Origin of the sequence: Nonomuraea roseoviolacea subsp. carminata (assembly GCF_024172185.1) — a bacterium.
In the GTDB taxonomy this organism is placed as follows: Bacteria; Actinomycetota; Actinomycetes; order Streptosporangiales; family Streptosporangiaceae; genus Nonomuraea; species Nonomuraea roseoviolacea.
Genome location: NZ_JAMZEC010000001.1, coordinates 6,452,375 through 6,473,882, shown reverse-complemented (window position 1 = coordinate 6,473,882; position 21,508 = coordinate 6,452,375). Strand labels below are relative to the sequence as shown.

The following is a 21,508-nucleotide window of genomic DNA, read 5'->3' as shown; positions in this document are numbered from 1 at the left end:
TTCAGCCATCGTTGACAGCTATTAGAACTCTAATTATCGTACGTACTCGTTCTAATAGTCGAACCCTTGCGAGTGACTCATGCCTTCCCTCCGTACCGTCGCCGCCGTCGCGGGCACGACCCTCGCCCTCGCGCTCGCCGGCACCGCCCCCGCGGCCCTGGCGGCAGCCCCGGCCGCACCGGTGGCAGCCCCTGCCGCGACCGTCTCCACCGCCTTCGAGCTGCCCGGCGCCCGGGTCTACCCCGAGGGCGTCACCGCGGACCCGCGCACCGGCGACCTGTACGCCGCCTCCTACACCGACGGCACCGTGTTCCGCATGACGCCCGGGCGGCGGGTCGCCGAGACCTTCCTGCCCGCCGGCGCCGACGGCCGGCACACCGCCAACGGGCTGGAGGCCGACCGCGCCGGCCGGCTGTGGGTGATCGACTCCACCAGCGGCGTCACCGTCTACGACACGCGCACCCGCAAGCCGCTCGGCCGCTTCGAGATCGAGGGCGACGAGCCGACGTTCGTCAACGACGTCGCCATCGCGCCGGACGGCGCCGCCTACCTCACCGACAGCGCGCGGGCCGTCGTCTACCGGGTCACCCCGCGCCAGCTCGCCCGGGCCCACGGCGGCCGGGCGCCGCTCACGCCGTACGCGGATCTGAGCGACGCGGTCGGCCGGAGCGCGCCCGGCACGTACACGCTGAACGGGATCGTCACCGACCCCGCCGGCCGCTACCTGCTGACGGCGGACATGACGGGCGGCGGCCTCTACCGCGTCGACCTCACCACCCGCGCCGTCCGGAAGGTGGCGCTGGAGGGCGGCGACATGCTGCACGCCGACGGGCTGGAGCTGCGCGGCGCGACGCTGTGGGCGGTGCACAACACCGTCGACACCATCAGCCGGTGGCGGGTCACCCGCGACGGCACGGCGGCACGCGTCGAGCGGCGGCTGACCGACGAGGCGCTCCAGCTCCCGACCACGCTGACGTGGCACCGGGACGGCCTGTACGTCGTGCGCTCGCAGTTCGACAAGGGCGGCCCGATGGGCGACGGCACGCCCAGCCTGCCCTTCTCCGTCGCCCTGGTGCGCGGGTTCTAGCTCACCCGCGGACGAGCAGCGCCACGCACTCCACGTGGTGGGTCATCGGGAACGCGTCGAACGCCCGCAGGTCGGCCAGGCCGTAGCCCCGCTCGGCCAGCCACGCCAGGTCGCGGGCCAGCGTCGCCGGATCGCACGAGACGTACACGACGCGCGGCGCCTCCAGGCCGGCGATGCGGTCCACCACCTCGCGGCCGAGGCCCGAGCGGGGCGGGTCGACCACGACCACGTCGGCCCGCTCGATCTGGAAGCGGTCCAGCGCCTCCTCCACCCGGCCGCGCTCGATCCGCGCCTGCGGGAGGTCGCGCAGGTTGGCGCGGGCGTCGCGGACCGCCGCCTCCTCCGACTCCAGGCCGAAGACCGCCCCCTCCGGCCCGACCGCCTCGGCCAGGCCCGCGGCGAACAGCCCCACCCCGCAGTAGAGGTCGAGCGCCCACTCCCCCGGCTCCGGCGCGGCGAAGGTCAGGACGGCGTCCAGCAGCGTCTCGGCGGCGCCGGGATGGACCTGCCAGAACCCGCTGCCCGACACCCGGAACTCCCGGTCGCCGACCCGTTCGCGCAGCACGCCGGGGCCGCGGCGCGGCACCGTGCGGCCCTTGCCCTGGTCGACCAGGATCGAGGCGGGCGCGTCGAGGTCGGGCACGGCCACGGTGCGGCGCGGGCGCGGCTTGACCACGACGGCGCGGTCGCCGCCCGTGGAGGCGATCACCTCGACGCCCGCCGCGCCGGGCCACTCGCGCAGCTCCGCCCCGACCGCCTCCACCTCCGGGTGGGCGATCAGGCACGCGTCGACGGGCTGGATGTCGTGGGAGCGGTGCTTGCGGAAGCCCGGCGCGCCGTCACCTCGAACGGCGAGCTGCACGCGGGTGCGCCAGCCGAGGCCGTCGGGAGCGCCCGGCACCTCCTCCACCACGACCTTGCGGTCGATGCCGGCGAGCCGCCGCAGCTGCTCGGCCACCACGTCGGCCTTGAGCGCGCGCTGCGCCTCCAGGGTGGCGTGCTGCCAGTCGCAGCCGCCGCACCGGCCCGGACCGGCGTAGGGGCAGGGCGGGACGACCCGGTCGGGCGAGGGCTCCAGGATCTCCACGGCGTCGGCCCGGAGGAAGCGGGTGGTCTCCTCGGTCACGGCGGCGACGACGCGCTCGCCGGGCAGCGCGTGCCGGACGAAGACCACGCGGCCCTCGTGCCGGGCGACGCACCAGCCTCCGTGCGCGACCGGGCCGACCGTGAGCTCCAGAGATGCCTGTTCCGCTTCCACATCGACACCCTATGCCCTGCCCGACCGGCCCCTCACCGCTCGTGGCGCCCGGCCGGGCGCCACGGCCGCCCGGGCGGCGGGCGCCGTCAGCGGGTCTCGATCCCCTGGTCCTTGACGACGTCCTGCCAGGAGCGGCGCACCGAGCCGGCCGCGAACGGCTCCGGGCGGCCCTTGAGCCGGTCGGAGGAGTGCAGCTGCCACGGCACGCTCGTCACCATCACCCCGGGCTTGAACAGCAGCCTGGCCTTCAGCCGCAGCGCGCTCTGGTTGTGCAGCAGGTGCTCCCACCAGTGGCCGACCACGTACTCGGGGATGAAGACCGTCACCACGTCGCGCGGCGAGCGCCGGCGCAGCGTCTTGACGTAGTCGAGGATCGGCTGGGTGATCTCCCGGTACGGGGAGTGCAGCATCTTCAGCGGCACCGGGATGCCCCGCCGCTCCCACTCCTCCTGGAGCTGGCGCGACTCGTCGTCGTCCACGCCCACGGTGACGGCCTCCAGCGTGGAGGGCCGGGTGGCGCGGGCGTAGGCGAGGGCCCGCAGGGTCGGCTTGTGGATCTTGGAGACGAGCACGATGGCGTGGTTGCGGGCCGGCAGCATCGACGCGTCGTACTCGCCGGTGAGCTCCAGCTCGGCGGCCACGTTGTCGTAGTGGCGGCGGATGCCCTTCATCATGAGGAACAGGATCGGCATCGCCAGGCACACGATCCATGCGCCGACCAGGAACTTGGTGAGCAGCACGACGATGAGCACCAGCCCGGTCATGATGCCGCCGAAGAAGTTGATGGCCCGCGAGCGGTGCATGCGGTGGCGGGCGCCCGGGTCGGTCTCCGTGCGCAGGAGGCGGGTCCAGTGGATGACCATGCCGGTCTGGCTGAGCGTGAAGGAGACGAAGACGCCGACGATGTAGAGGTTCAGCAGGCGGCTGACGTCCGCGTTGAACCCCCACAGCAGCAGGCAGGCCGCCGCGGCGAGGATGACGATGCCGTTGGAGAAGGCCAGGCGGTCGCCGCGGGTGTGGAGCTGGCGCGGCAGGTAGCGGTCCTGGGCCAGGATCGAGCCGAGCACGGGGAAGCCGTTGAAGGCGGTGTTGGCCGCCAGGAACAGGATGAGCGCGGTCACCGCGGAGATCACCACGAACGCCGCCGAGCCGCCGCCGAACACCGCGTCGGCCACCTGCGCGATGATCGGCTGCTGGTAGTAGCCGGGGCCGACAGGCGTGCCGTCCGGCTTGAGCAGGTCGGTGGCCACCACGGACGGCTCGGCCACCTTCACCCCGGAGGCCAGGCCGAGCGCGATGATGCCGCCGAACATGGTGATCGCGACCACGCCCATCATGAGCAGGGTGGTGGCGGCGTTCCTGCTCTTGGGCTTGCGGAAGGCCGGCACGCCGTTGCTGATGGCCTCGACGCCGGTCAGCGCCGCGCAGCCGGAGGAGAACGCGCGCAGCACGAGGAACGCGGCGGCGAACGCCGTCAGGTTGGTCTGCTCCGGCACGATCCCGAAGCCGGCGCTGGGCGCGCGCAGCTCGTCGCCGAGGACCAGCAGCCGGAACCCGCCCCACGCGACCAGGCCGATCACCGCGACCATGAACGCGTACGTCGGGATGGCGAAGGCGACGCCCGACTCGCGCAGGCCGCGCAGGTTGACCACGGTGAGCAGGACGACGATGGCGATGGCCACGGCGGGCTTGTGCTCGCCGACGAACGGGATCGTGGCGCCCACGTAGTCGACGCCGTTGGCCACGGACACCGCCACGGTCAGCACGTAGTCGACCATGAGGGCGCTGGCCACGGTCAGGCCGGCGTTGCGGCCGAGGTTGGTGGTGGCCACCTCGTAGTCGCCGCCGCCGCTGGGATAGGCGTGCACGTTCTGCCGGTACGACGCGACGACCGTCAGCATGACGACCACCACGGCCAGCGCGATCCACGGGCTGTAGGAGTAGAACGAGACCCCGGCCAGCGACAGGATGACGAGGATCTCCTGCGGCGCGTACGCCACGGACGAGAGCGCGTCGCTCGCGAACACGGGCAGGGCGATGCGCTTGGGCAGGAGCTGCTCGTGCAGCTGTCCGCTGCGCAGCGCCCGGCCCACCAGGACGCGTTTCAGAAGATCTGTCACCTTCGCCACGTAACCAGAGCCTAGTCTCCGATATGGCCACGCATCGGAGCGCTCCCCTATCAGGCCATACTGGTGTCGAGCAACCGGCCGACCGCGAGATGCGGGGGAGTATGCATATAGTGATCATGGGATGTGGGCGGGTCGGTTCGACCCTGGCCCACATCCTCGAGGACGGCGGCCATTCGGTCGCGATCATCGACCGCGACCCGCAGGCTTTCCGCCGGTTGCGGGCGGGGTTCCGCGGCCGGCGGGTGACGGGCATCGGGTTCGACCGCGACGTGCTCACCGACGCGGGCATCGAGTCCGCCGCCGCGTACGTGGCCGTCTCCAGCGGCGACAACTCCAACATCATCTCCGCCCGGGTGGCGCGCGAGACCTTCGGCGTCGACAACGTCGTGGCCCGCATCTACGACCCCCGGCGGGCCGAGGTCTACCAGCGCCTGGGCATCCCCACGGTGGCGACCGTGCGCTGGACGGCCGACCAGATCCTGCGGCGGGTCCTGCCGGAGGGCGCCGAGCCGCTGTGGCGCGACCCGACCGGCCGCGTCGTCCTGGCCGAGGTGCCCGTCCACCCGTCGTGGATCGGCACGCGCGCCGTCGACCTGGAGCCCAGGGCGCGGTGCCGGGCCGCGTTCATCAACCGGATGGGCGAGTCGCTGGTCGTCGCGGACGACACCGTGCTGCAGGAGGGCGACATCCTGCACGTGATCGGCGCCGAGAACGACATGGACCGGATCAACAAGGTGCTGGCCGCCGCACCGGAGAAGGACGACTGATGCGCGTCGCCATCGCGGGGGCCGGGGCCGTGGGCCGCTCCATCGCCGCCGAGCTGCTGGAGAACGGCCACGAGGTCCTCCTCATCGACGTCGACCCGAGGGCCATCAAGATCGACAGCGTGCCGCGGGCCGAGTGGCTGCTGGCCGACGCCTGCGAGATCGCCTCGCTCGACGAGGCGGGCCTCAACAACTGCCACGTCGTCGTCGCCTCCTCCGGTGACGACAAGGTCAACCTGGTCGTGTCGCTGCTGGCCAAGACCGAGTACGGCGTGCCGCGCGTGGTCGCCCGGATCAACCACCCCAACAACGAGTGGCTGTTCAACGAGTCGTGGGGCGTGGACGTCGCCGTCTCGACGCCGCGCCTGCTGAGCGCCCTCGTCGAGGAGGCGGTGAGCGTCGGCGACCTGGTGCGCCTGCTGACGTTCCGGCAGGGGCAGGCCAACCTGGTGGAGCTCACGCTCGCCGAGGACGCGCCCGTGGTGGGCCAGCGGGCCGGTTCGGTGCCGTGGCCGGCCGACTCGGCGCTCGTGGCGATCCTGCGCGAGGGGCGGGTGCTGGTGCCGTCCGACGACGACCCTCTGGAGGCGGGGGACGAGCTGCTGTTCGTGGCCACCCAGGAGGTGGAGCAGGAGCTCGCCCACCTGCTGTCGCAGCACTGACCCCGGCGCCGCCACCCCAGCGGCGCCGTCGGCACCGCCCCGGGCGCCCTCGCCGGCGCCCGGACGGCCGGCCCGTCGCCGAACGAGGACGGCGTCAGTCGTCCGGTCGACACACGTACCGCGGAAAGACGGGTCAGTCGTCCAGTCGGCACGCGTACCACGGAAAGACGGGTCAGTCGTTCGGTCGACCCGCGTACCGCGGAAAGATGACCCGCGATTCAAACCCCGCGCCGACGCGCCCAGCCGCCCCGCCGGGCTAGCGTCGTGGCGTGCCCGGCTCCGGAGACCGGCGACGACCGGTCAGGAGCCCACGGCATCGTCCTGCGAGCCGCCGCCTCCGAGAAGAGGCCGGGGGTCCCCGCCACGGGGGCATGGGGCCCCCGGCCTCGCCCCTGAGGTCTCGCGGCCCGGACCCGGGCCGCGGAGGATCAGGCCGGGGAGGCTCAGGCCGGGGCCACGGGGTTGATCGGAGTGCGGCCGCGGCCGAGCATCCACACCATGGCCGCCAGCGCCGCGATCTGCAGCGGCCAGCCCATGGCGATCTTGGCCACGCCCAGCGCCGCCACCGCCTCGTCCCCGCCGCCGAACAGGTAGACGGGGAGCTGCACCGCGACCCGCACCACACAAGGGATCAGCAGCAGCCAGGTCAGCCGCGAGCAGAGCCGGACGACGCCCGGATCCTGGCGCCACCCGGTCGGGTCGCCCGTCACCGAGCCGATGAGGAACCCGACCACGGGCCACCGGGCGACGATCGACAGCAGCATGGCCACGGCGTAGGCGCCGTTCCACAGGATGCCGGGCAGGAAGTAGTCCTTGGCGTCGCCGGTGCGGCTGGCGAAGAACGCGCCGATCGCGATGCCGATCAGGCTGTTGATCACGAACTGCGGCGTCGAGCGCTGGAGGACCCGCGCGAGGAGCAGCAGCACCGACAGCGAGACGCTGATGATCAGCGAGAGCTTCAGCTCCTCGGTGGTGATCCAGGCCAGCGTGAACGCGGCCGTCGGCACCGCCGCCTCGATGATGCCCCGCACGCCGCCGAACGCCTTGGCGAGCTGGGCGCGAACCGCCGCCTCCACGGTGTCGTGGGCGGCGTCTCCGGCCTCGGCCTTCACCTGATCAACTCCCTGGGCGCAGCTCGTATCGCGGATTGAACATCACCTTGCGGCCGTCCTGCACGCTCACCAGGCCCTCGGCCTTGACGACGCGTCCGGGCTCGATGCCGGCGATCCTGCGGCGGCCGAGCCAGACGAGGTCGATCACGTCGGACCCGTCGTAGAGCTCCGCCTCCAGCGCGGGGGCGCCGCCCCTCGGCCGCAGCGTCACCGTACGTAGCGTACCGGCCACGCAGAACCGGCGCCTGCCGCCACACGAGGCGATCGGCGTCGCGCCCGTCTGCTCGGCGTCCTCGCGCAGCATCTGCGCCTCGATCTCGGACTGGGGGGATGCCAGCCGACTGAAGAACCCGCGCAACCCCCGTTTGGGAGTCCCTGCCGTAGTCATGATGAATCAGCCTATGCGATGGGAGGTCGTCAGCGAATCTCGCTGATCTCAGGTCCGCGCCGGAACGGGTTGAAGCCCGGCCGGTCGTCGCTCTGCGCGCCGTGCTCGTTGGGACGGCGAAGGACGATGGGCTCCTCGCGGGCCATCGGCTCGGTGCCGCGGACGACGACGACGTCGCGCAGGAAGTCGAGGAAGGGCTCCGCGGCCGACTCGTCGGCGGCGGCCGGGCCGTGGACGACGGCCAGCAGGAACCAGCGGGGCCCGTCGATCCCGAGGTAGCGGGCCTGGCGGGTCTGGCCGTCGGCGGTGACCTCGCCGCGCAGCTCGGCGCCGAACGGGCCCTCACGCTCCTCCAGGGCCGGCACCTGCTGTGTGATCTTGGTCTTGACCTCGTCCCACAGGCCCATGGACTTGGGCGCGGCCAGCCCCTGCAGTTGCAGCGTGCTGTCGCCGTGGATGACGACGACGCCGATGTGCTGGTCGCCGACGGAGGCCAGCCGTACGTCGAAGTCGGGGTTGTGCGGCAGCCGCAGGCCGCCGAGGTCGATCCGGTCGTGGTCGGGGTGGGGCTCGTCGGAGTCCCACGGGCCGGACTCGCGGGTGGGCTCGGCCGGGGCCGCGGCGTCGGCCGCCGCCTGCTCCGGCTGCTCGCGACGACGGCGTCGGAACACGTCTCTCACTCTCCCTGTTCAGCGTTCTGTGAACCCTGCTCGGCCCCCGGTCAGCGCCCCGTCGAGCCGAACCCGCCGGCTCCGCGCGCCGACTCGGGGAGCCGCGCCACCTCGCGGAAGGCGGCCCGCTCCACCCGCTGGACGACGAGCTGGGCGATCCGGTCGCCGCGCCGCACGAGGAACGGCTCCCTGGCGTCGGTGTTGATCATCGTCACCTTGATCTCGCCCCGGTAGCCGGCGTCGACCGTGCCGGGCGCGTTGACCAGAGTGACACCGTGCCGGGCGGCCAGGCCCGAGCGTGGATGGACGAACGCGGCGTAACCCTCCGGCAGCGCGATGGCGACACCGGTCGGCACCACGGCGCGCTCGCCGGGCTTCAGCTCGGCGTCGCACGCGGCGTGCAGGTCGGCGCCCGCGTCGCCCGGGTGGGCGTAGGCGGGCGGCGGCAGGCCGGGGTCGAGCCGCTGGATGAGGATCTCCAGCGTGGGCGCGGCCGGGGCCTCCGTGGGAGGGGCGGGCCGGGGGCCCGCCGCGTCGCGGTCGGTCGCGGTCACGGGTTCACCTCGTCGTGGTGCTGCGGGGCACTGATGCGCCCCTCAGCCTCAAGGTACGCCCTTCCGGCGCAGATGCGGTCACACCACGGCGTGGTCCAGGCGGTACGGGTCACGAGTGACGAGGTTACTCGGTGTCGGCCGGCCTTTCGCCGCGATCGGCTCCGGCGGGTGCGGCCGGTGCGGCCGGTGCGGCGGCACGGCGGGGGCGCGGCGCGGCGGGCTCCGGCGGCGGCCCCTCCCCCACGTCCTCGTCCGCGTGTTCGCCCGGCGGCAGGGCGGGCTGGTCGTGGCGCAGCTCGGGCAGCGCCCGGTAGATCACCGCCGCGACGGGCACGGCGACCGCTGCCCCGGCGATGCCGCCGAGGATGCCGCCCACCGCGAGGACGATGATGATGGCCAGCGGGTGGAAGTTGAGGGCCCGGCCGACGATCAGCGGCTGGAGCACGTGGTTCTCCAGTTGCTGCTCGACCACGAGGATGGCGAGGAAGATCAGCGCGTACACCGGGCCCTTGGCGCCCAGCGTGACCAGCGTGGCGACCGTGCCGGCGAAGAAGATGCCGACGATGGGGATGAAGCTGGCGAAGAAGATGAGCACGGCCAGCGGCGCCCACAGCGGCACGCCCATGCCGGCCAGCACGATGCCCATGATGAGGCCGTGGACGGCGGCGACGGCCACGGTGCCCTGCACGTAGTGGGAGAGCGTGGTCCACGCCGCGCGGCCGGCGCGGTCGACCCGCGGCGCCATCTCCCCGAACGCCCGCAGGAACCACGACCAGATCCGGTCGCCGTCCTTGAGCAGGAAGAACGTGACGAACAGCAGCAGCACGATCGAGGCGAGCACCTCGAAGGCGACGGCGCCCGCGGTCAGCACCGTGCCGGTGATGGCGGTGCGCTGGGTGTTGACCATGTTCGCGATCTCGTCGACGTAGCCGGTGATCTGCGCCTCCTTGAGGTGCAGCGGGCCGGTGATCAGCCAGTTCTGCACGTCGCGGGAGGTCGCCTGGACCTGCTCGACGAGGTTGGGGAACTCCTCGGTGGCGCGGGCCCCGACCAGCCAGCCGGTGCCGACCAGGATGGCCAGCGCGACCAGCATGGTGAGCCAGGTGGCGTAGATGGGGCGCATCCCGGCCTCGCGCAGGCTGTTGGTGAGCGGGAACAGCAGCGCGGTCAGCAGGAGGGCGATGGCCACGGGCAGGGCGACGAAGCTGAGCCGCCCGACACCCTGCGCGAAGTAGTAGACCACCACGCCGACGAGGATCAGGCAGCCCGACCACGCGGCCATCCTGGCCAGCACGGGAGGCACGAGCTTGGTGGGGCGGTCTCTCAGCACACCCCCAGACTGGCACGTCCGGCGCCGGGATGCGCGCCGATAAGCGATCGGGCGCATCCCGGAGCCGTCGCCGGCGGCGGCCTCAGGCGGTCTCCCCCAGCACCACCTCGACCGTGAACGCGGGCCCGTCGTCCAGCACGAACTCCTCGACGTTGCCCGCGCCGCACAGGTCGTCCTGCGCCAGGCGCACCAGCCCGGCCTCGGGCCCGGTCACGGTGAGGCGGGCCACCTCGGCGCGCATGGACAGCTTGGCCTCGGACTTGGCCTTGCGGACGCGCCGCAGCACCTCGGAGGCCACGGCCAGCACGGCCGGGTCGCCGGCACCGCGTTCGGCGGCCGGCCAGGCGGCGCGGTGGACGGAGCCGTCGCGCCACCAGGACCACACCTCCTCGGTGACGAACGGCAGGAACGGCGCGAACAGCCGCAGCAGCGCGTCGAGCGCCCGCCGCAGCGCCGCGTGCGCGGAGGCCGCCGCCGCGTCGGACTCGTAGGCGCGGGCCTTGACCAGTTCGAGGTAGTCGTCGCAGAACGACCAGAAGAACCGCTCGGCGGCCTCCAGCGCCCGGGTGTAGTCGTAGTCCTCGAACGCCCGGGTGGCCTCGTCGACCACGTCGGCCAGCGCGGCCAGCATGGACAGGTCGAGCGGCTCGGTCACCTCGCCGTCGGCGGCGGGGAAGCCGAGCACGAACTTCGACGCGTTGAGGATCTTGATGGCCAGCCGCCGGCCGACCTTGATCTGCCCGGTGTCGAAGGCCGTGTCGGTGCCGGGCCGGCCGCTGGCCGCCCAGTAGCGGACCGCGTCGGAGCCGTACTCCTCCAGCAGCCCGAGCGGCGTCGTGACGTTGCCCTTGGACTTGGACATCTTCTTGCGGTCGGGGTCGAGGATCCACCCGGAGATGGCCACGTCGCTCCACGGCAGCGTGCCGAACTCCTGGTGCGCCCGGACCACGGTGGAGAACAGCCAGGTGCGGATGATCTCGTGGGCCTGCGGGCGCAGGTCCATGGGGAAGACGCGGGAGAACAGGTCGGGGTCGCGCTCCCAGCCGCCCGCGATCTCCGGCGTGAGCGAGGACGTGGCCCAGGTGTCCATGACGTCGGGGTCGCCGACGAACCCGCCGGGCTTGCCCCGCTGGTCCTCGGTGTAGCCGTCGGGGACCTGGGAGGACGGGTCGACCGGCAGGATCTCCTCGGGCGGCAGCAGCGGCCGGGTGTAGTCGGGCTCGCCGGCGTCGTCCAGCGGGTACCAGACGGGGAACGGCACGCCGAAGAAGCGCTGCCGGGAGATCAGCCAGTCGCCGGCCAGGCCCTGCACCCAGTTGTCGTAGCGGACCCGCATGTGGGCCGGGTGCCAGCGCAGCTCCGAGCCGCGGGCCAGCAGCCGCTCGCGCAGCTCGGCGTCGCGCCCGCCGTTGCGGATGTACCACTGGCGGGTGGTGACGATCTCCAGGGGCCGGTCGCCCTTCTCGTAGAACTTGACCGTCCGCTGGACCGGGCGCGGGTCGCCGTCGAGGTCGCCGGACTCGCGCAGCAGCTCGACGATGCGCTCGCGGGCGCTGTGGACGGTCTTGCCGGCCAGCTCCTCGTACGGCTCGCGCTCGGCGCCCTCCGGGGGCTCGGGCAGCAGCCGGCCGTCGCGCCCGATGACGGGCCGGGTGGGCAGCCCCAGCTCGCGCCACCAGGTGACGTCGGTGAGGTCGCCGAACGTGCAGATCATCGCGATGCCCGACCCCTTGTCGGGCTCGGCCAGGTGGTGGGCGAGGACCGGCACCTCGACGCCGAACAGCGGGGAGAGCGCGCTCGTGCCGAACAGCGGCTGGTAGCGCTCGTCGTCGGGGTGGGCGACCAGCGCCACGCACGCGGGGATCAGCTCGGGCCGGGTGGTCTCGATCCAGATCGGCCCCTTCTCGCCGTAGAAGGAGACGCGGTGGAAGGCGCCCGGCCACTCGCGGTCCTCCAGCTCGGCCTGCGCGACGGCGGTGCGGAAGGTGACGTCCCACAGGGTGGGCGCCTCGGCGAGGTAGGCCTCGCCGCGCGCGAGGTTGCGCAGGAACGCGCGCTGGGAGGCGGCCCGCGCGGCGCCGTCGATCGTGGCGTAGGTCAGCGACCAGTCGACCGACAGCCCGAGGCGGCGCCACAGCTCCTCGAACGCCTTCTCGTCCTCGAGGGTCAGCCGCTCGCACAGCTCGATGAAGTTGGCCCGCGAGATCGGCACCTGCCGCTTGGGGTCGGGCTTGGCGGGAGGTGTGAAGCCGGGATCGTAGGGCACCGAGGGGTCACAGCGCACGCCGAAGTGGTTCTGCACGCGACGCTCGGTGGGCAGGCCGTTGTCGTCCCACCCCATGGGGTAGAAGACCTCGCGCCCGCGCATCCGCCGGAAGCGGGCGACGGTGTCGGTGTGCGTGTACGAGAAGACGTGACCCACGTGGAGGGAGCCGGAGACGGTGGGAGGCGGCGTGTCGATCGAGTAGATCTGCTCGCGGGTCTTCGACCGGTCGAAGCGGTAGGTGCCGTCCTCCTCCCAGCGGGCTACCCATACCTGCTCCAAGCCGTCAAGTGTCGGTTTTTCCGGCATGGTGGCATGGCGTAGTCGCTGTTGAGTCATGCCTCCATATGCTACGGCTTCGCGGGCCACGCCAGCGTTGCAGACTAGGGTTCGTTACACAGGGGAAGGAGACGTCCGTATGACAGATGAGAAGCCGGACCTGGCCTGGCGGGTGATCGGCGGGCTGGTGGGACTGGCGACCGCGTGGGTGGCGCGCAAGGCCCTCGGGTTCGTCTGGGTGAAGACGACCGGCAAGGAGCCGCCCGTCGACCCGGACTCCCCCGAGGTCAGCATGGGTGAGGCGATCGGTTACGCGGTGCTCATGGGCGTCGGCATGTCCGTGGCGCAGATCGTGGTCAATCGGACTGCCAAGAAGCGCTATCAGGCATGGCGGTCGGTGAAGCAGCAGGCGACTCGAGCGCTGTGAGGAACTCGCTCGCCCAGCGGTCCACGTCGTAGGTGGCGACCCGGCGGCGCATCGTGCGCATCCGCCGGGCCAGCTCGTGCGGCGTGGCCCGCATGGCGGCGACCATCTGGCGCTTGACGTCATCGATGTCGTACGGGTTGACGAGGTACGCCTGGCGCAGCTCGTCGGCCGCCCCGGTGAACTCGCTGAGCACCAGCGCGCCGTGCAGGTCCTGGTGGCAGGAGACGTACTCCTTGGCCACCAGGTTCATGCCGTCGCGCAGCGGCGTGACGACCATGACGTCGGCCGCCAGGTAGAGCGCGGCCAGCTCCTCGCGGCCGTACGACTGGTGGAAGTACTGGACCGGCTGCAGGCCGAGCATCGCGTGCTCGCCGTTGATCCGGCCGACCTGGAGCTCGATGTCGTCGCGCAGCCGCTTGTACTCCTCGACCCGCTCCCGGCTGGGCGTGGCGATCTGCACGAACACCGCCTCGTTCGGCGCGAGCGTCCCCTCCTCCAGCAGCTCTCCGAACGCCTCCAGGCGCTGGCCGATGCCCTTGGTGTAGTCGAGCCGGTCCACGCCGAGCAGCATGTGCTCGGGGTCGCCCAGCTCGGCGCGGATCTCCTTGGCGCGCTGGATGATGTGCGGCTCGCGCACCAGCGAGTCCAGCTCGCCGAAGTCCACGGAGATGGGGAACGCCTGGGTGGTGACGACCCGGTCCTCCAGGAAGATCTCGTTCCCCTTGTACGGCAGGCCGAGCAGGCGGCGGCAGAGCCGCCGGAAGTTGGCCGCGCCGCCGGGGAGCTGGAAGCCGACGAGGTCGGCCCCGAGCAGGCCCTCGACGAGGTCCTTGCGCCAGGGCAGCCGCCAGAACAGCTCCACGGGCGGGAACGGGATGTGCAGGAAGAAGCCGATGCGCAGGTCGGGCCGGAGCTTGCGGAGCATGGCGGGCACGAGCTGGAGCTGGTAGTCCTGCACCCAGACGACGGCGCCCTCCTCGGCGACCTCGGCCGCGGCGGTGGCGAAGCGCTGGTTGACGGCGCGGTAGGCCTCCCACATCTTGCGGTGGAAGACCGGCGGCGCGACCACGTCGTGGTAGAGCGGCCACAGCGTGGCGTTGGAGAAACCCTCGTAGTACAGCTCGACCTCGCGGGCCGACAGCGGCACCGGGATCAGGCTCATGCCGTCCTGCTCCAGCGGTTCCAGCTTCTCGTCGGGGGCGCCGTGCCACCCGAGCCAGGCGCCGTGACGGCGCTGCATCACCGGTGCGATGGCGGTGACGAGCCCGCCGGGGCTCCTGCGCCATGAGGCCGTTCCGTCGGGCTCGATCGTCCGGTCCACCGGCAGCCGGTTGGCCACGATCAGGAACGAGCTACGGCCACTCACCAAGTCCTCCTAGGCTCACCTCTGCGAGAGCCGCCACACACGGCTCCCGGCGCCCGCCTCCGAGCCTGGTTCGCCGGATCACCGCCCCATGCGCTCGGGGAGAATGCGCAGGCATACGGAACGGCGCGTACACACCCTGCCCAGGACCTGCGAAAACAAACACGAATCGCACATATCACACACATAGGGCATGGGCCGTCACACCGGACGGCGGAGGTCTTTCGGCCGCGCCGCGGCTAGTGGCCGGACCTGCCGCGCTTGGGGGACGGCAGCTTGCCGCGCTCGGCGGGTGGCGGCAGCTTGCCGCGCAGGTCCGTGCGGATGGCCTCGCCCAGCTTCTTGGTGGCCGCCCGGTTGAGCGCGCCCCCGGCGACGGCGCCGGTGAGGAACGGGCCCAGTGTGGTCAGATGACGGCCGAGCGTGCGCATGAGGCGGTTGCGCAGGGCGGTCTTGGTCGCCGCGCCGAGCGCCAGGGTGACGGACGCGGGGGCGAGGGGGTCGATCCCGCGCTGCTTGGCCCAGGCGGAGGTGAACGCGACGGCGCGCTGGGCGCCGGTGCCCTGGACCCGCACGCCGTAGACCTCGTGCAGCTCGGCCAGGAGCTTGACCTCGATGGCGGCCACGACGATGGTCTCGGCCACGAGCTGGGCGGGGGCCGACAGGAGGAGGGGCGGCGCGGCGAACTCGGCCGCGGCGAGCGCCCCGCCGATGGCGCCGACCGTCATGGTGGCCTTCTGGGCGGTGCGGATGAGGTCGTCGGCGAGCTGCTCGCCGGTCAGACCGTGGTGATGCTCGGAGAGGGTGTGGAGGTCGCGGATGGGGATGCGGGGGGCGATGTTGAGGAACAGGTCGGCGAGGAAGCGGCCGCGGCCGATGCCCTCGGCCCGCGCCTTCCGGCCGCCGGCGCCGATCGTGCGCGCCAGTCGGCCGAGCAGCCTGCGCCGCTCGGCCGGCTCCAGGTCGGCGGGGTCGGTGAGCCTGCCGACGAGCTCGCCGACCTCCGTGTCGGTGCCGGCGAGCTCGCCGTCCGGCCGTGGGTCCGAGTCGTGCCGGTCCCGGTGGTCGCGGTCGTACGGCGCGTCAGCGTGCTCGTTGACGCGCCCGTCGACCCGCTGCTCGTCGCCGTGCCGCTCGTCGCCGTGTTGCTCGTGCCTGTCCGGTCTGGCCACGCGGAAGCCTCCGTCCTCTGGTCGCGACAGCTCGGTGCCCGTGCGGCGGCGTTCCATGCCGCCGTGGGCGAGCTCCTTCGCTCCGTGGTCAGGCCGCGCACTCCCGGCAGACCTGCTGGCCGTTCTTCTCGGAGGCCAGCTGGCTGCGGTGGTGCACGAGGAAGCAGCGCGAGCAGGTGAACTCGTCGGCCTGGCGCGGGATCACCCGCAGGCTGAGCTCCTCGTTGGACAGGTCGGCGCCGGGCAGCTCCAGCGACTCGGCGAGGTCGGTCTCGTCGATGTCGATGCTGCCGGACGACTTGTCGGTGCGCCTGGCCTGCAGTTCCTGCAGGCTGTCCTCACCGAGGTCGTCGTCTGTCTTGCGCGGGCTGTCGTAGTCGGTAGCCATGGTGCTACTCCATCCCCCTCATCCATATGTCGTCGCGCGGATCGCGCGTCTTCTAACGTCCGGCAGGTGCGTCTTGTGCCCGCTCCGGCGGGGAGATTTTGCATCGGTACCCCGGTTGAACGAACACTGAACCTCCCAACACGCCAGGGCCCTCTGCCATCGGCAATGGTTAGCCAAATATGGCCAAACGCACAGCCTGGCGTCGCGCACCACCGTGTTCGACGGCACATCCAACCACATGTGCGGCAAGAACGAGACGCCCCCACCCGACCAACACGCCGGATCAGCGACTCGGAAGCCGAATGGTCACCACAAGTCCTCCGCCCTCCCGCGGTACCGCGGTCACATTCCCGCCGTGAGCCTGCACCACGGCGCGGACGATGGACAGGCCCAGACCCGCTCCCTTGGCTGAGTCCACGCGGTCCGCGTGGAGCCTTCTGAACGGCTCGAACAGGCTGTTCACCTCGTACGCCGGGACATGCTGTCCGGTGTTGGCCACCTGAACAACCAAGGCCCCGTCCACCATTCCCGTCCGAATCCAGACTTTTCCGTTTTCGGGAACGTTGTATTTGACGGCGTTCTCCAGCAGGTTGCTGACGGAGCGTTCCAGCAGCACCGGGTCGCCCACGGTGGGCGCGCCGACCAGCTCGGTGGTGATCGTGACCCCGGCCTCCTCGGCGAACGGCGACACCTGCTCGACGGCGGTCGTGGCCACGTCCTTGACGTCCAGCGGCTTGCGCACCGCCAGCTCCCGCTCGCTGCGCGCCAGCAGCAGCAGCCCCTCGATGAGCTTCTCGTTGCGGGCGTTGACCTCCAGCAGCGTGCGGCCCAGCGCCTTGAGGTCCTCCGACGCCTCCGGGTCGGACAGGGCGATCTCCAGCACCGTCCGGTTGATGGTCAGCGGCGTACGCAGCTCGTGGGAGGCGTTGGCCACGAAACGGCGCTGGGTGTCGAAGGCGATGTTGAGCCGGGTGAGCATGGCGTCGAAGGTGTCGGCCAGCTCCTTCAGCTCGTCGTCGGGCCCCTTCAGGTCGATGCGCTGGTGCGAGAGGTTGCTCTCCGACAGCTTGCGGGCCGTGGCGGTCATCTGCGTCACCGGACGCAGCGCCCGGTCGGCGACGAAGTACCCGAGGATGAGGGCGAGGATGCCCACCCCCACGAGGGCGAGAAGGGAGCTGCTCAGCAGGGCGTCGCGCGCCGTGTGCACGGCCTGCTGCTGCTGGATGCTCCACCGCCGCTGGGCGATCGCCGCGTCGATCGGGTCGACACCGGTCAGGTCGAGCTGCAGCCACGCGCCGTCGATCGCCCGCCCGACGATCGTATAGATGGAGAACAGCAGCACGGCGGCCGCCACGAAGAACAGCGCGCTGTAGGTCAGGGTGAGCCGCCAGCGAATACTGACCTTGCCGGGCAGCCCCATCACCCGCTCCCGCGCCGAGCGCTGGACCGGCGCGTACTCGGGCGGCGGCGGGCCGTCCCAGACCGGCGGGCCGCTCGGCGGCGGCGCCTCGTGCGGCCGGGTGGCCGCGCGCTCCGAATGCGGGCTGATCATGGGGTGCGTGGGCACCGCCGTCTCACGCCGCTCAGGCCTCTCGCTCACTCCGCCCCCTTCGCCGGGCCCCCGCCCGTGAAGGCACGGGTCACAGCTTGTACCCGACCCCGGGGACCGTCTCGATCACCTGCGGGTCGCCCAGCTTCTTGCGCAGCGTCATCATGGTGACCCGTACCACGTTGGTGAACGGGTCGATGTTCTCGTCCCATGCCTTGTCCAGCAGATCCTCCTGGCTGACGACCGCGCCCTCGGCGCGCAGCAGCTCCTCCAGGACCGCGAACTCCTTCTTCGTGAGCGTGACCTCCCTGCCGTCGCGCTCCACCAGCCGCTTGCCCGGGTCGAGGCGGATGCCGGCCCGCTCCAGCACCGGCGGCAGCGCCGGGGCCGAGCGGCGGCCGAGCGCGCGCACCCGGGCGACCAGCTCGATGAACACGAACGGCTTGGCGAGGTAGTCGTCGGCGCCGAGGCCGAGCCCCTCCACCTTGTCGTCCACGTCGCCCGAGGCGGTCAGCATGAGGATCCGCGAGGCCGAGCGCTGCTCCACCAGGCGGCGGCACACCTCGTCACCGTGGACGACCGGCAGGTCCCGGTCCAGGACGATCACGTCGTAGTCGATGTAGGACGTGCGCTCCAGCGCGCCGCCGCCGTCGTAGGCGACGTCGACCGCCATCGCCTCGCGCCGCAGGCCGGTCGCGATCGCGTCGGCGAGCACCCGCTCGTCCTCAACCACCAGCACTCGCACGCCCGTGCACCTCTCTCCGACTCTCGTCACTCATTCTGCACACGCCTTCGATAAGCGCACGGTAAGGCATGCGCCGCCAACCTGCCGCGACGCGTCCCCGAGAATTCATGTTTCGGACTGCGAGGGCCCTGGGTATGCCTGCGGGACACCCATCGCCGTGCCATGAGGGCACGGCCCGTCATGGGTGCCGCTTCTCCTCCGGGAAGCTCGAACCCCGCAGAAAGTAGGTGAGATGGGCGAGTTCACGACCACGATCGAACGCCGCCTCGACCAGGCTTATCAGGGCCTCCAGGAGGCCCGCAGCGCCGGCGACGACTACCTCGCCGACACCCTCACCGCCGAGATCGAGGACCTGCGCCGCCTGGCCGACGATCACGGCATTCCCTTGCCCTGCTGATCACTCGTGAAACGGCCGGGACCCGGAAGGGTCCCGGCCGTTCGCGTGTCCACGCGGGGCCGGTCAGGCGTCGCGCCGGGGGTCCGCTCAGGCGTCGCGTTCGGGGTCGAGCGGCGCGAGCAGGTCGTGCAGCTCCTCGAACAGGCCGGGCGCCGCGCAGAGCAGCAGCTCGGGAGAGGCCGGCCTGCCGTTCAGGCCCCCCACCCGCGCCCCCGCCTCGGCCGCGACCAGCCCGGCAGCCGCGTAGTCCCAGCGGTTGACGCCCCGCTCGTAGTAGCCGTCCACCCGGCCGGCCGCCACCGAGCACAGGTCCACCGCGCACGAGCCGCCGCGCCGGATGTCGCGCACCCGCGGCAGCACCCCGGCCAGCACCTGGCCCTGGACGGCGCGCCGCCGGGCGTCGTAGCCGAACCCGGTCGCGACCAGCGCCTGTCCCAGCGGCACGCCGGTGTTGCAGCGCAGCCGCTCGCCGCCGAGCCAGGCGCCCTCGCCGAGCGCCGCGGTGAACACCTCGCCGCGCGGCACCACGTTGACGACGCCCGCGACCACCCGGCCGTCCACCTCGACCGCGATCGACACCGCCCACTCCGGCAGGCCGTACAGGAAGTTGACCGTGCCGTCGATGGGATCGACGATCCAGCGCACCCCGGAGTCGCCGCCCGCCTCGCCGCCCTCCTCGCCGAGGACCCGGTCGCCGGGCCTGGCCTCCTGGATGCGGGAGCGGATCAGCCGCTCGGACGCCGTGTCGAGCGTGGTGACCACGTCCGTGGGGCTGGACTTGGTCTCGACGACCTCCGACATCGTCGGCCGCTTGGCGAGCAGCATGTCGCCCGCCTCACGCGCGATGTCCTCGGCCAGCCGTGCGAACTCCCGCATCAGGCCACCGACTCCGGCCGCTTCCACTCCTCACCGAGCACGTGCTGGGCGAGGAAGGCGAGGACGGTCTCGTACCAGGCCACGACGTTGCCGGGCTTGAGGATCCAGTGGTTCTCGTCGGGGAAGTAGAGGAACTTGGCCTCGACCTCGCTGCGCTGGAGGTCCCACCACAGGCGCAGCGCCTCGCCGATCGGCACCCGGTAGTCCTTGTCGCCGTGGATGACGAGCATGGGGGTGCGGATCTCGCCCAGCGACAGGTGGGGCGACAGCTTGGCGTACCGCTCGGAGCCGACCGGGCCGAACTCGCGCTGCCAGTACATCGCGGCGTCGGTGGTGCCGGCGAACTGGTCGAGGTTCCACAGGGAGGCGTGGGTGACGATCGCCTTGTAGCGGTCGGTGTGGCCGGCCACCCAGTTGGCCATGTAGCCGCCGAAGGAGCCGCCCATCGCGGCGGTCCGCTCGGCGTCGATGTCGTCCCTGGCCACGGCGACGTCCACGATCGCCTCCAGGTCGGCCATGGTGCGCGGGCCCCAGTCGCCCCAGCCGCGGTCGATCATGTCCTGGCCGTAACCGGTGGACATGCACGGGTCGGGCATGAGGACGGCGTAGCCGTGCGCGGCCATGATCCACGACTGCCAGCGCCACTGCCAGTCGTTCCAGGAGCCGAGCGGGCCGCCGTGGATGAACACCACCAGCGGCGCGGGGTCGGCGGCCGAGACGCCCTCCGGCAGGGCGAGCCAGCCGCGGATCGTCGCGCCGTCGTCGGCGGTCGCGGAGACCTCGGTGAGCGTGCCGGGCAGCTCCGGGCGGGGCGCGGGCGACGGCAGGTCGGCGATCTCGGCCTGCGCCGGGTCGATGCGGGCCGGGCCCGGCGCGGCGCCCACGCCGCTGCGCAGCGCGTACAGGAACCGGCCGTCGGCCGAGGCGTTCAGCCCGAGGTACGAGGCGTCGTCGCCGGTGACCCGGACGGCCTCGCCGGAGCCGTCGCCCAGCGCGACGCGGAAGACCGGGCGGCGGCCCTGGTGGTCGGCGGCGACATAGACGGCCGAGGAGTCGGGCGCCCACTCCACGTCCGCCGGGAACAGCAGGTCGGGCGCGGGGACGTGACCCTCACCGGTGGCCAGGTCGCCGACCCACAGCTCGGAGCGGGCCGACACCTCCAGCGCGGTGAGCCGGTCGCGCGTGCAGGCGACCCGCGTGCCGTCGGGCGAGACCGCGACCGGGCCGCCGAAGTCGTGGGCCTCGTCGCCGAACAGCACGCGCCGTTCGCCGGTGGCCACGTCGATCGCGACCAGCTCGGTGCGCATCTCGCCGCGCGGCAGCGCCAGCCGCCAGGTCGTCACCACCGTCGCGCCGTCCGGCGTCAGGTCGAACGCGGCGTCGCGCAGCGCCTCGCCCGCGTCGGGCGTCAGCTCGCGGACGTCCTCCAGCCGGTCGGCGCCGAGCCGGCCGGCGAACAGCCGGGTGCGGCCGGGGCCGAGGTCGTGGTCCCAGAAGCGCACCGGGTAGCCCTCGTGCAGGATCGCGCTGATCCCGGCGTCCTTGCGCGCCTTGCGGCGCTCCTCCTCGGTCGCCTCCTCGCCGTCGAACACGTCCGAGGCGAACACCACGACGTCGCCCGCGGTGCGGAACGACGCGATGCCGCCGGGCCGCGCGGCCACCTGCCGCGCCTCGCCGCCGCCGCGCGGCAGCAGCCACAGCGCCGGCACCTCCTCACCGGCGTCCTTGACCGTGGGGTCGGGGCGGGAGGAGGTGAACAGCACGTCACCCGCGTCGGTGAACGCGGCCGAGCTCTCGCCCTTGGACGAGCGCGTCAGGCGGTACGGCTCGCCGTCGACCGGGACCGCCCAGAGCGCGGTGCCGTACGACTTGCCGTCGGGGTTGAGCGACTGGACGACGGAGACGAGCCGGGATCCGTCCGGCGAGAGCTTCAGTGAGAGAACCCGGGGGATGGCCACGTAGTCACGAATGTCGTTGAAAGCGCTCACCCGACCGACCCTACCCGTCTCCTCGCCTCCACTTCGCGGAGGCTGCTCGGTCGCTCACCCCCGCCGCCTTCCCTCGCGGGGGGGACCGAGTGCGCTCGGGCATAAG

Annotated in this window: 20 protein-coding genes; 5 read left to right on the top strand and 15 right to left on the bottom strand. The window is 72.3% G+C overall.

What is annotated here, in order from left to right:
* Positions 1-79 precede the first annotated feature (79 nt).
* Positions 80-1,087, top strand: a complete 1,008-nt coding sequence (locus HD595_RS29935; protein WP_301309637.1) for an SMP-30/gluconolactonase/LRE family protein — start codon at positions 80-82, stop codon at positions 1,085-1,087.
* Between the two features lies 1 nt (position 1,088).
* Here HD595_RS29935 and HD595_RS29930 read toward each other — a convergent pair whose 3' ends face one another.
* Entirely contained in the window at positions 1,089-2,345 is a 1,257-nt protein-coding gene (locus tag HD595_RS29930) for a class I SAM-dependent RNA methyltransferase (protein WP_253774790.1), read from the bottom strand.
* 86 nt (positions 2,346-2,431) lie between these two features.
* On the bottom strand, positions 2,432-4,474 hold the full coding sequence (locus HD595_RS29925) for an APC family permease (protein WP_253774788.1): 2,043 nt from the start codon (positions 4,472-4,474) through the stop codon (positions 2,432-2,434).
* Between the two features lie 101 nt (positions 4,475-4,575).
* Here HD595_RS29925 and HD595_RS29920 point away from each other — a divergent pair, with 101 nt between their 5' ends.
* Together HD595_RS29920 and HD595_RS29915 are read left to right on the top strand one after the other, a co-directional pair.
* Positions 4,576-5,241: a potassium channel family protein gene (locus tag HD595_RS29920; protein ID WP_175588328.1), complete on the top strand. Its 666-nt coding sequence runs from the start codon at positions 4,576-4,578 to the stop codon at positions 5,239-5,241.
* Positions 5,241-5,900 (top strand): potassium channel family protein, encoded by a 660-nt coding sequence (locus tag HD595_RS29915; protein ID WP_253774786.1) that lies wholly within the window; start codon positions 5,241-5,243, stop codon positions 5,898-5,900. The genes HD595_RS29920 and HD595_RS29915 overlap by 1 nt, the downstream gene beginning before the upstream one ends.
* 443 nt (positions 5,901-6,343) lie before the next feature.
* On the opposite strand, the gene HD595_RS29910 is transcribed toward HD595_RS29915, so the two are convergent.
* The 6 genes from HD595_RS29910 to valS form a co-directional block, all read right to left on the bottom strand.
* Positions 6,344-7,012 carry a DUF3159 domain-containing protein gene (locus HD595_RS29910; protein ID WP_253774783.1) on the bottom strand — a complete coding sequence of 223 codons (669 nt, stop codon included), beginning with the start codon at positions 7,010-7,012 and terminating at the stop codon, positions 6,344-6,346.
* A 4-nt stretch (positions 7,013-7,016) separates the two neighbouring features.
* Complete coding sequence (locus HD595_RS29905) at positions 7,017-7,400, bottom strand: OB-fold nucleic acid binding domain-containing protein (RefSeq protein ID WP_253774781.1); 384 nt, start codon at positions 7,398-7,400, stop codon at positions 7,017-7,019.
* A 29-nt stretch (positions 7,401-7,429) separates the two neighbouring features.
* A complete protein-coding gene (locus HD595_RS29900; protein WP_253774778.1) occupies positions 7,430-8,071 on the bottom strand; it encodes a DUF3710 domain-containing protein in 642 nt (213 codons plus the stop codon).
* Positions 8,072-8,121: 50 nt separating this feature from the next.
* Positions 8,122-8,553 (bottom strand): dUTP diphosphatase, encoded by a 432-nt coding sequence (dut, locus tag HD595_RS29895; RefSeq protein ID WP_253781364.1) that lies wholly within the window; start codon positions 8,551-8,553, stop codon positions 8,122-8,124.
* A gap of 196 nt (positions 8,554-8,749) precedes the next feature.
* Positions 8,750-9,955 (bottom strand): AI-2E family transporter, encoded by a 1,206-nt coding sequence (locus tag HD595_RS29890; protein ID WP_253774776.1) that lies wholly within the window; start codon positions 9,953-9,955, stop codon positions 8,750-8,752.
* 82 nt (positions 9,956-10,037) lie between these two features.
* Positions 10,038-12,527 carry a valine--tRNA ligase gene (gene valS / locus HD595_RS29885; RefSeq protein WP_253781363.1) on the bottom strand — a complete coding sequence of 830 codons (2,490 nt, stop codon included), beginning with the start codon at positions 12,525-12,527 and terminating at the stop codon, positions 10,038-10,040.
* 109 nt (positions 12,528-12,636) lie between these two features.
* On the opposite strand from valS, the gene HD595_RS29880 reads away from it, so the two are divergent.
* The gene (locus HD595_RS29880) at positions 12,637-12,924 is read left to right on the top strand and encodes a DUF4235 domain-containing protein (RefSeq protein ID WP_253774774.1); all 288 of its coding nucleotides are present in this window, start codon (positions 12,637-12,639) and stop codon (positions 12,922-12,924) included.
* Here HD595_RS29880 and HD595_RS29875 read toward each other — a convergent pair.
* From HD595_RS29875 to HD595_RS29855, 5 genes are all read right to left on the bottom strand, one after another.
* On the bottom strand, positions 12,854-14,290 hold the full coding sequence (locus HD595_RS29875; protein ID WP_253774772.1) for an alpha,alpha-trehalose-phosphate synthase (UDP-forming): 1,437 nt from the start codon (positions 14,288-14,290) through the stop codon (positions 12,854-12,856). The two genes, HD595_RS29880 and HD595_RS29875, sit on opposite strands and share 71 nt — an antisense overlap.
* A 236-nt stretch (positions 14,291-14,526) precedes the next feature.
* On the bottom strand, positions 14,527-15,459 hold the full coding sequence (locus tag HD595_RS29870; RefSeq protein WP_308211268.1) for a hypothetical protein: 933 nt from the start codon (positions 15,457-15,459) through the stop codon (positions 14,527-14,529).
* A gap of 88 nt (positions 15,460-15,547) precedes the next feature.
* Positions 15,548-15,847, bottom strand: a complete 300-nt coding sequence (locus HD595_RS29865) for a DUF4193 domain-containing protein (RefSeq protein WP_020542847.1) — start codon at positions 15,845-15,847, stop codon at positions 15,548-15,550.
* A 283-nt stretch (positions 15,848-16,130) separates the two neighbouring features.
* Positions 16,131-17,399 (bottom strand): sensor histidine kinase, encoded by a 1,269-nt coding sequence (locus tag HD595_RS29860; RefSeq protein ID WP_253781361.1) that lies wholly within the window; start codon positions 17,397-17,399, stop codon positions 16,131-16,133.
* Between the two features lie 88 nt (positions 17,400-17,487).
* Positions 17,488-18,141: a response regulator transcription factor gene (locus HD595_RS29855; RefSeq protein WP_253774770.1), complete on the bottom strand. Its 654-nt coding sequence runs from the start codon at positions 18,139-18,141 to the stop codon at positions 17,488-17,490.
* Between the two features lie 232 nt (positions 18,142-18,373).
* Here HD595_RS29855 and HD595_RS29850 point away from each other — a divergent pair, with 232 nt between their 5' ends.
* Positions 18,374-18,538 (top strand): hypothetical protein, encoded by a 165-nt coding sequence (locus tag HD595_RS29850; protein WP_253774768.1) that lies wholly within the window; start codon positions 18,374-18,376, stop codon positions 18,536-18,538.
* Positions 18,539-18,625: 87 nt separating this feature from the next.
* Here HD595_RS29850 and HD595_RS29845 read toward each other — a convergent pair whose 3' ends face one another.
* Both HD595_RS29845 and HD595_RS29840 read right to left on the bottom strand, forming a co-directional pair.
* The gene (locus HD595_RS29845; protein WP_253774766.1) at positions 18,626-19,414 is read right to left on the bottom strand and encodes an inositol monophosphatase family protein; all 789 of its coding nucleotides are present in this window, start codon (positions 19,412-19,414) and stop codon (positions 18,626-18,628) included.
* Positions 19,414-21,402, bottom strand: a complete 1,989-nt coding sequence (locus tag HD595_RS29840; protein WP_253774764.1) for a S9 family peptidase — start codon at positions 21,400-21,402, stop codon at positions 19,414-19,416. Before HD595_RS29840 ends, HD595_RS29845 begins: the two co-directional genes overlap by 1 nt.
* Between the last annotated feature and the right edge of the window lie 106 nt (positions 21,403-21,508).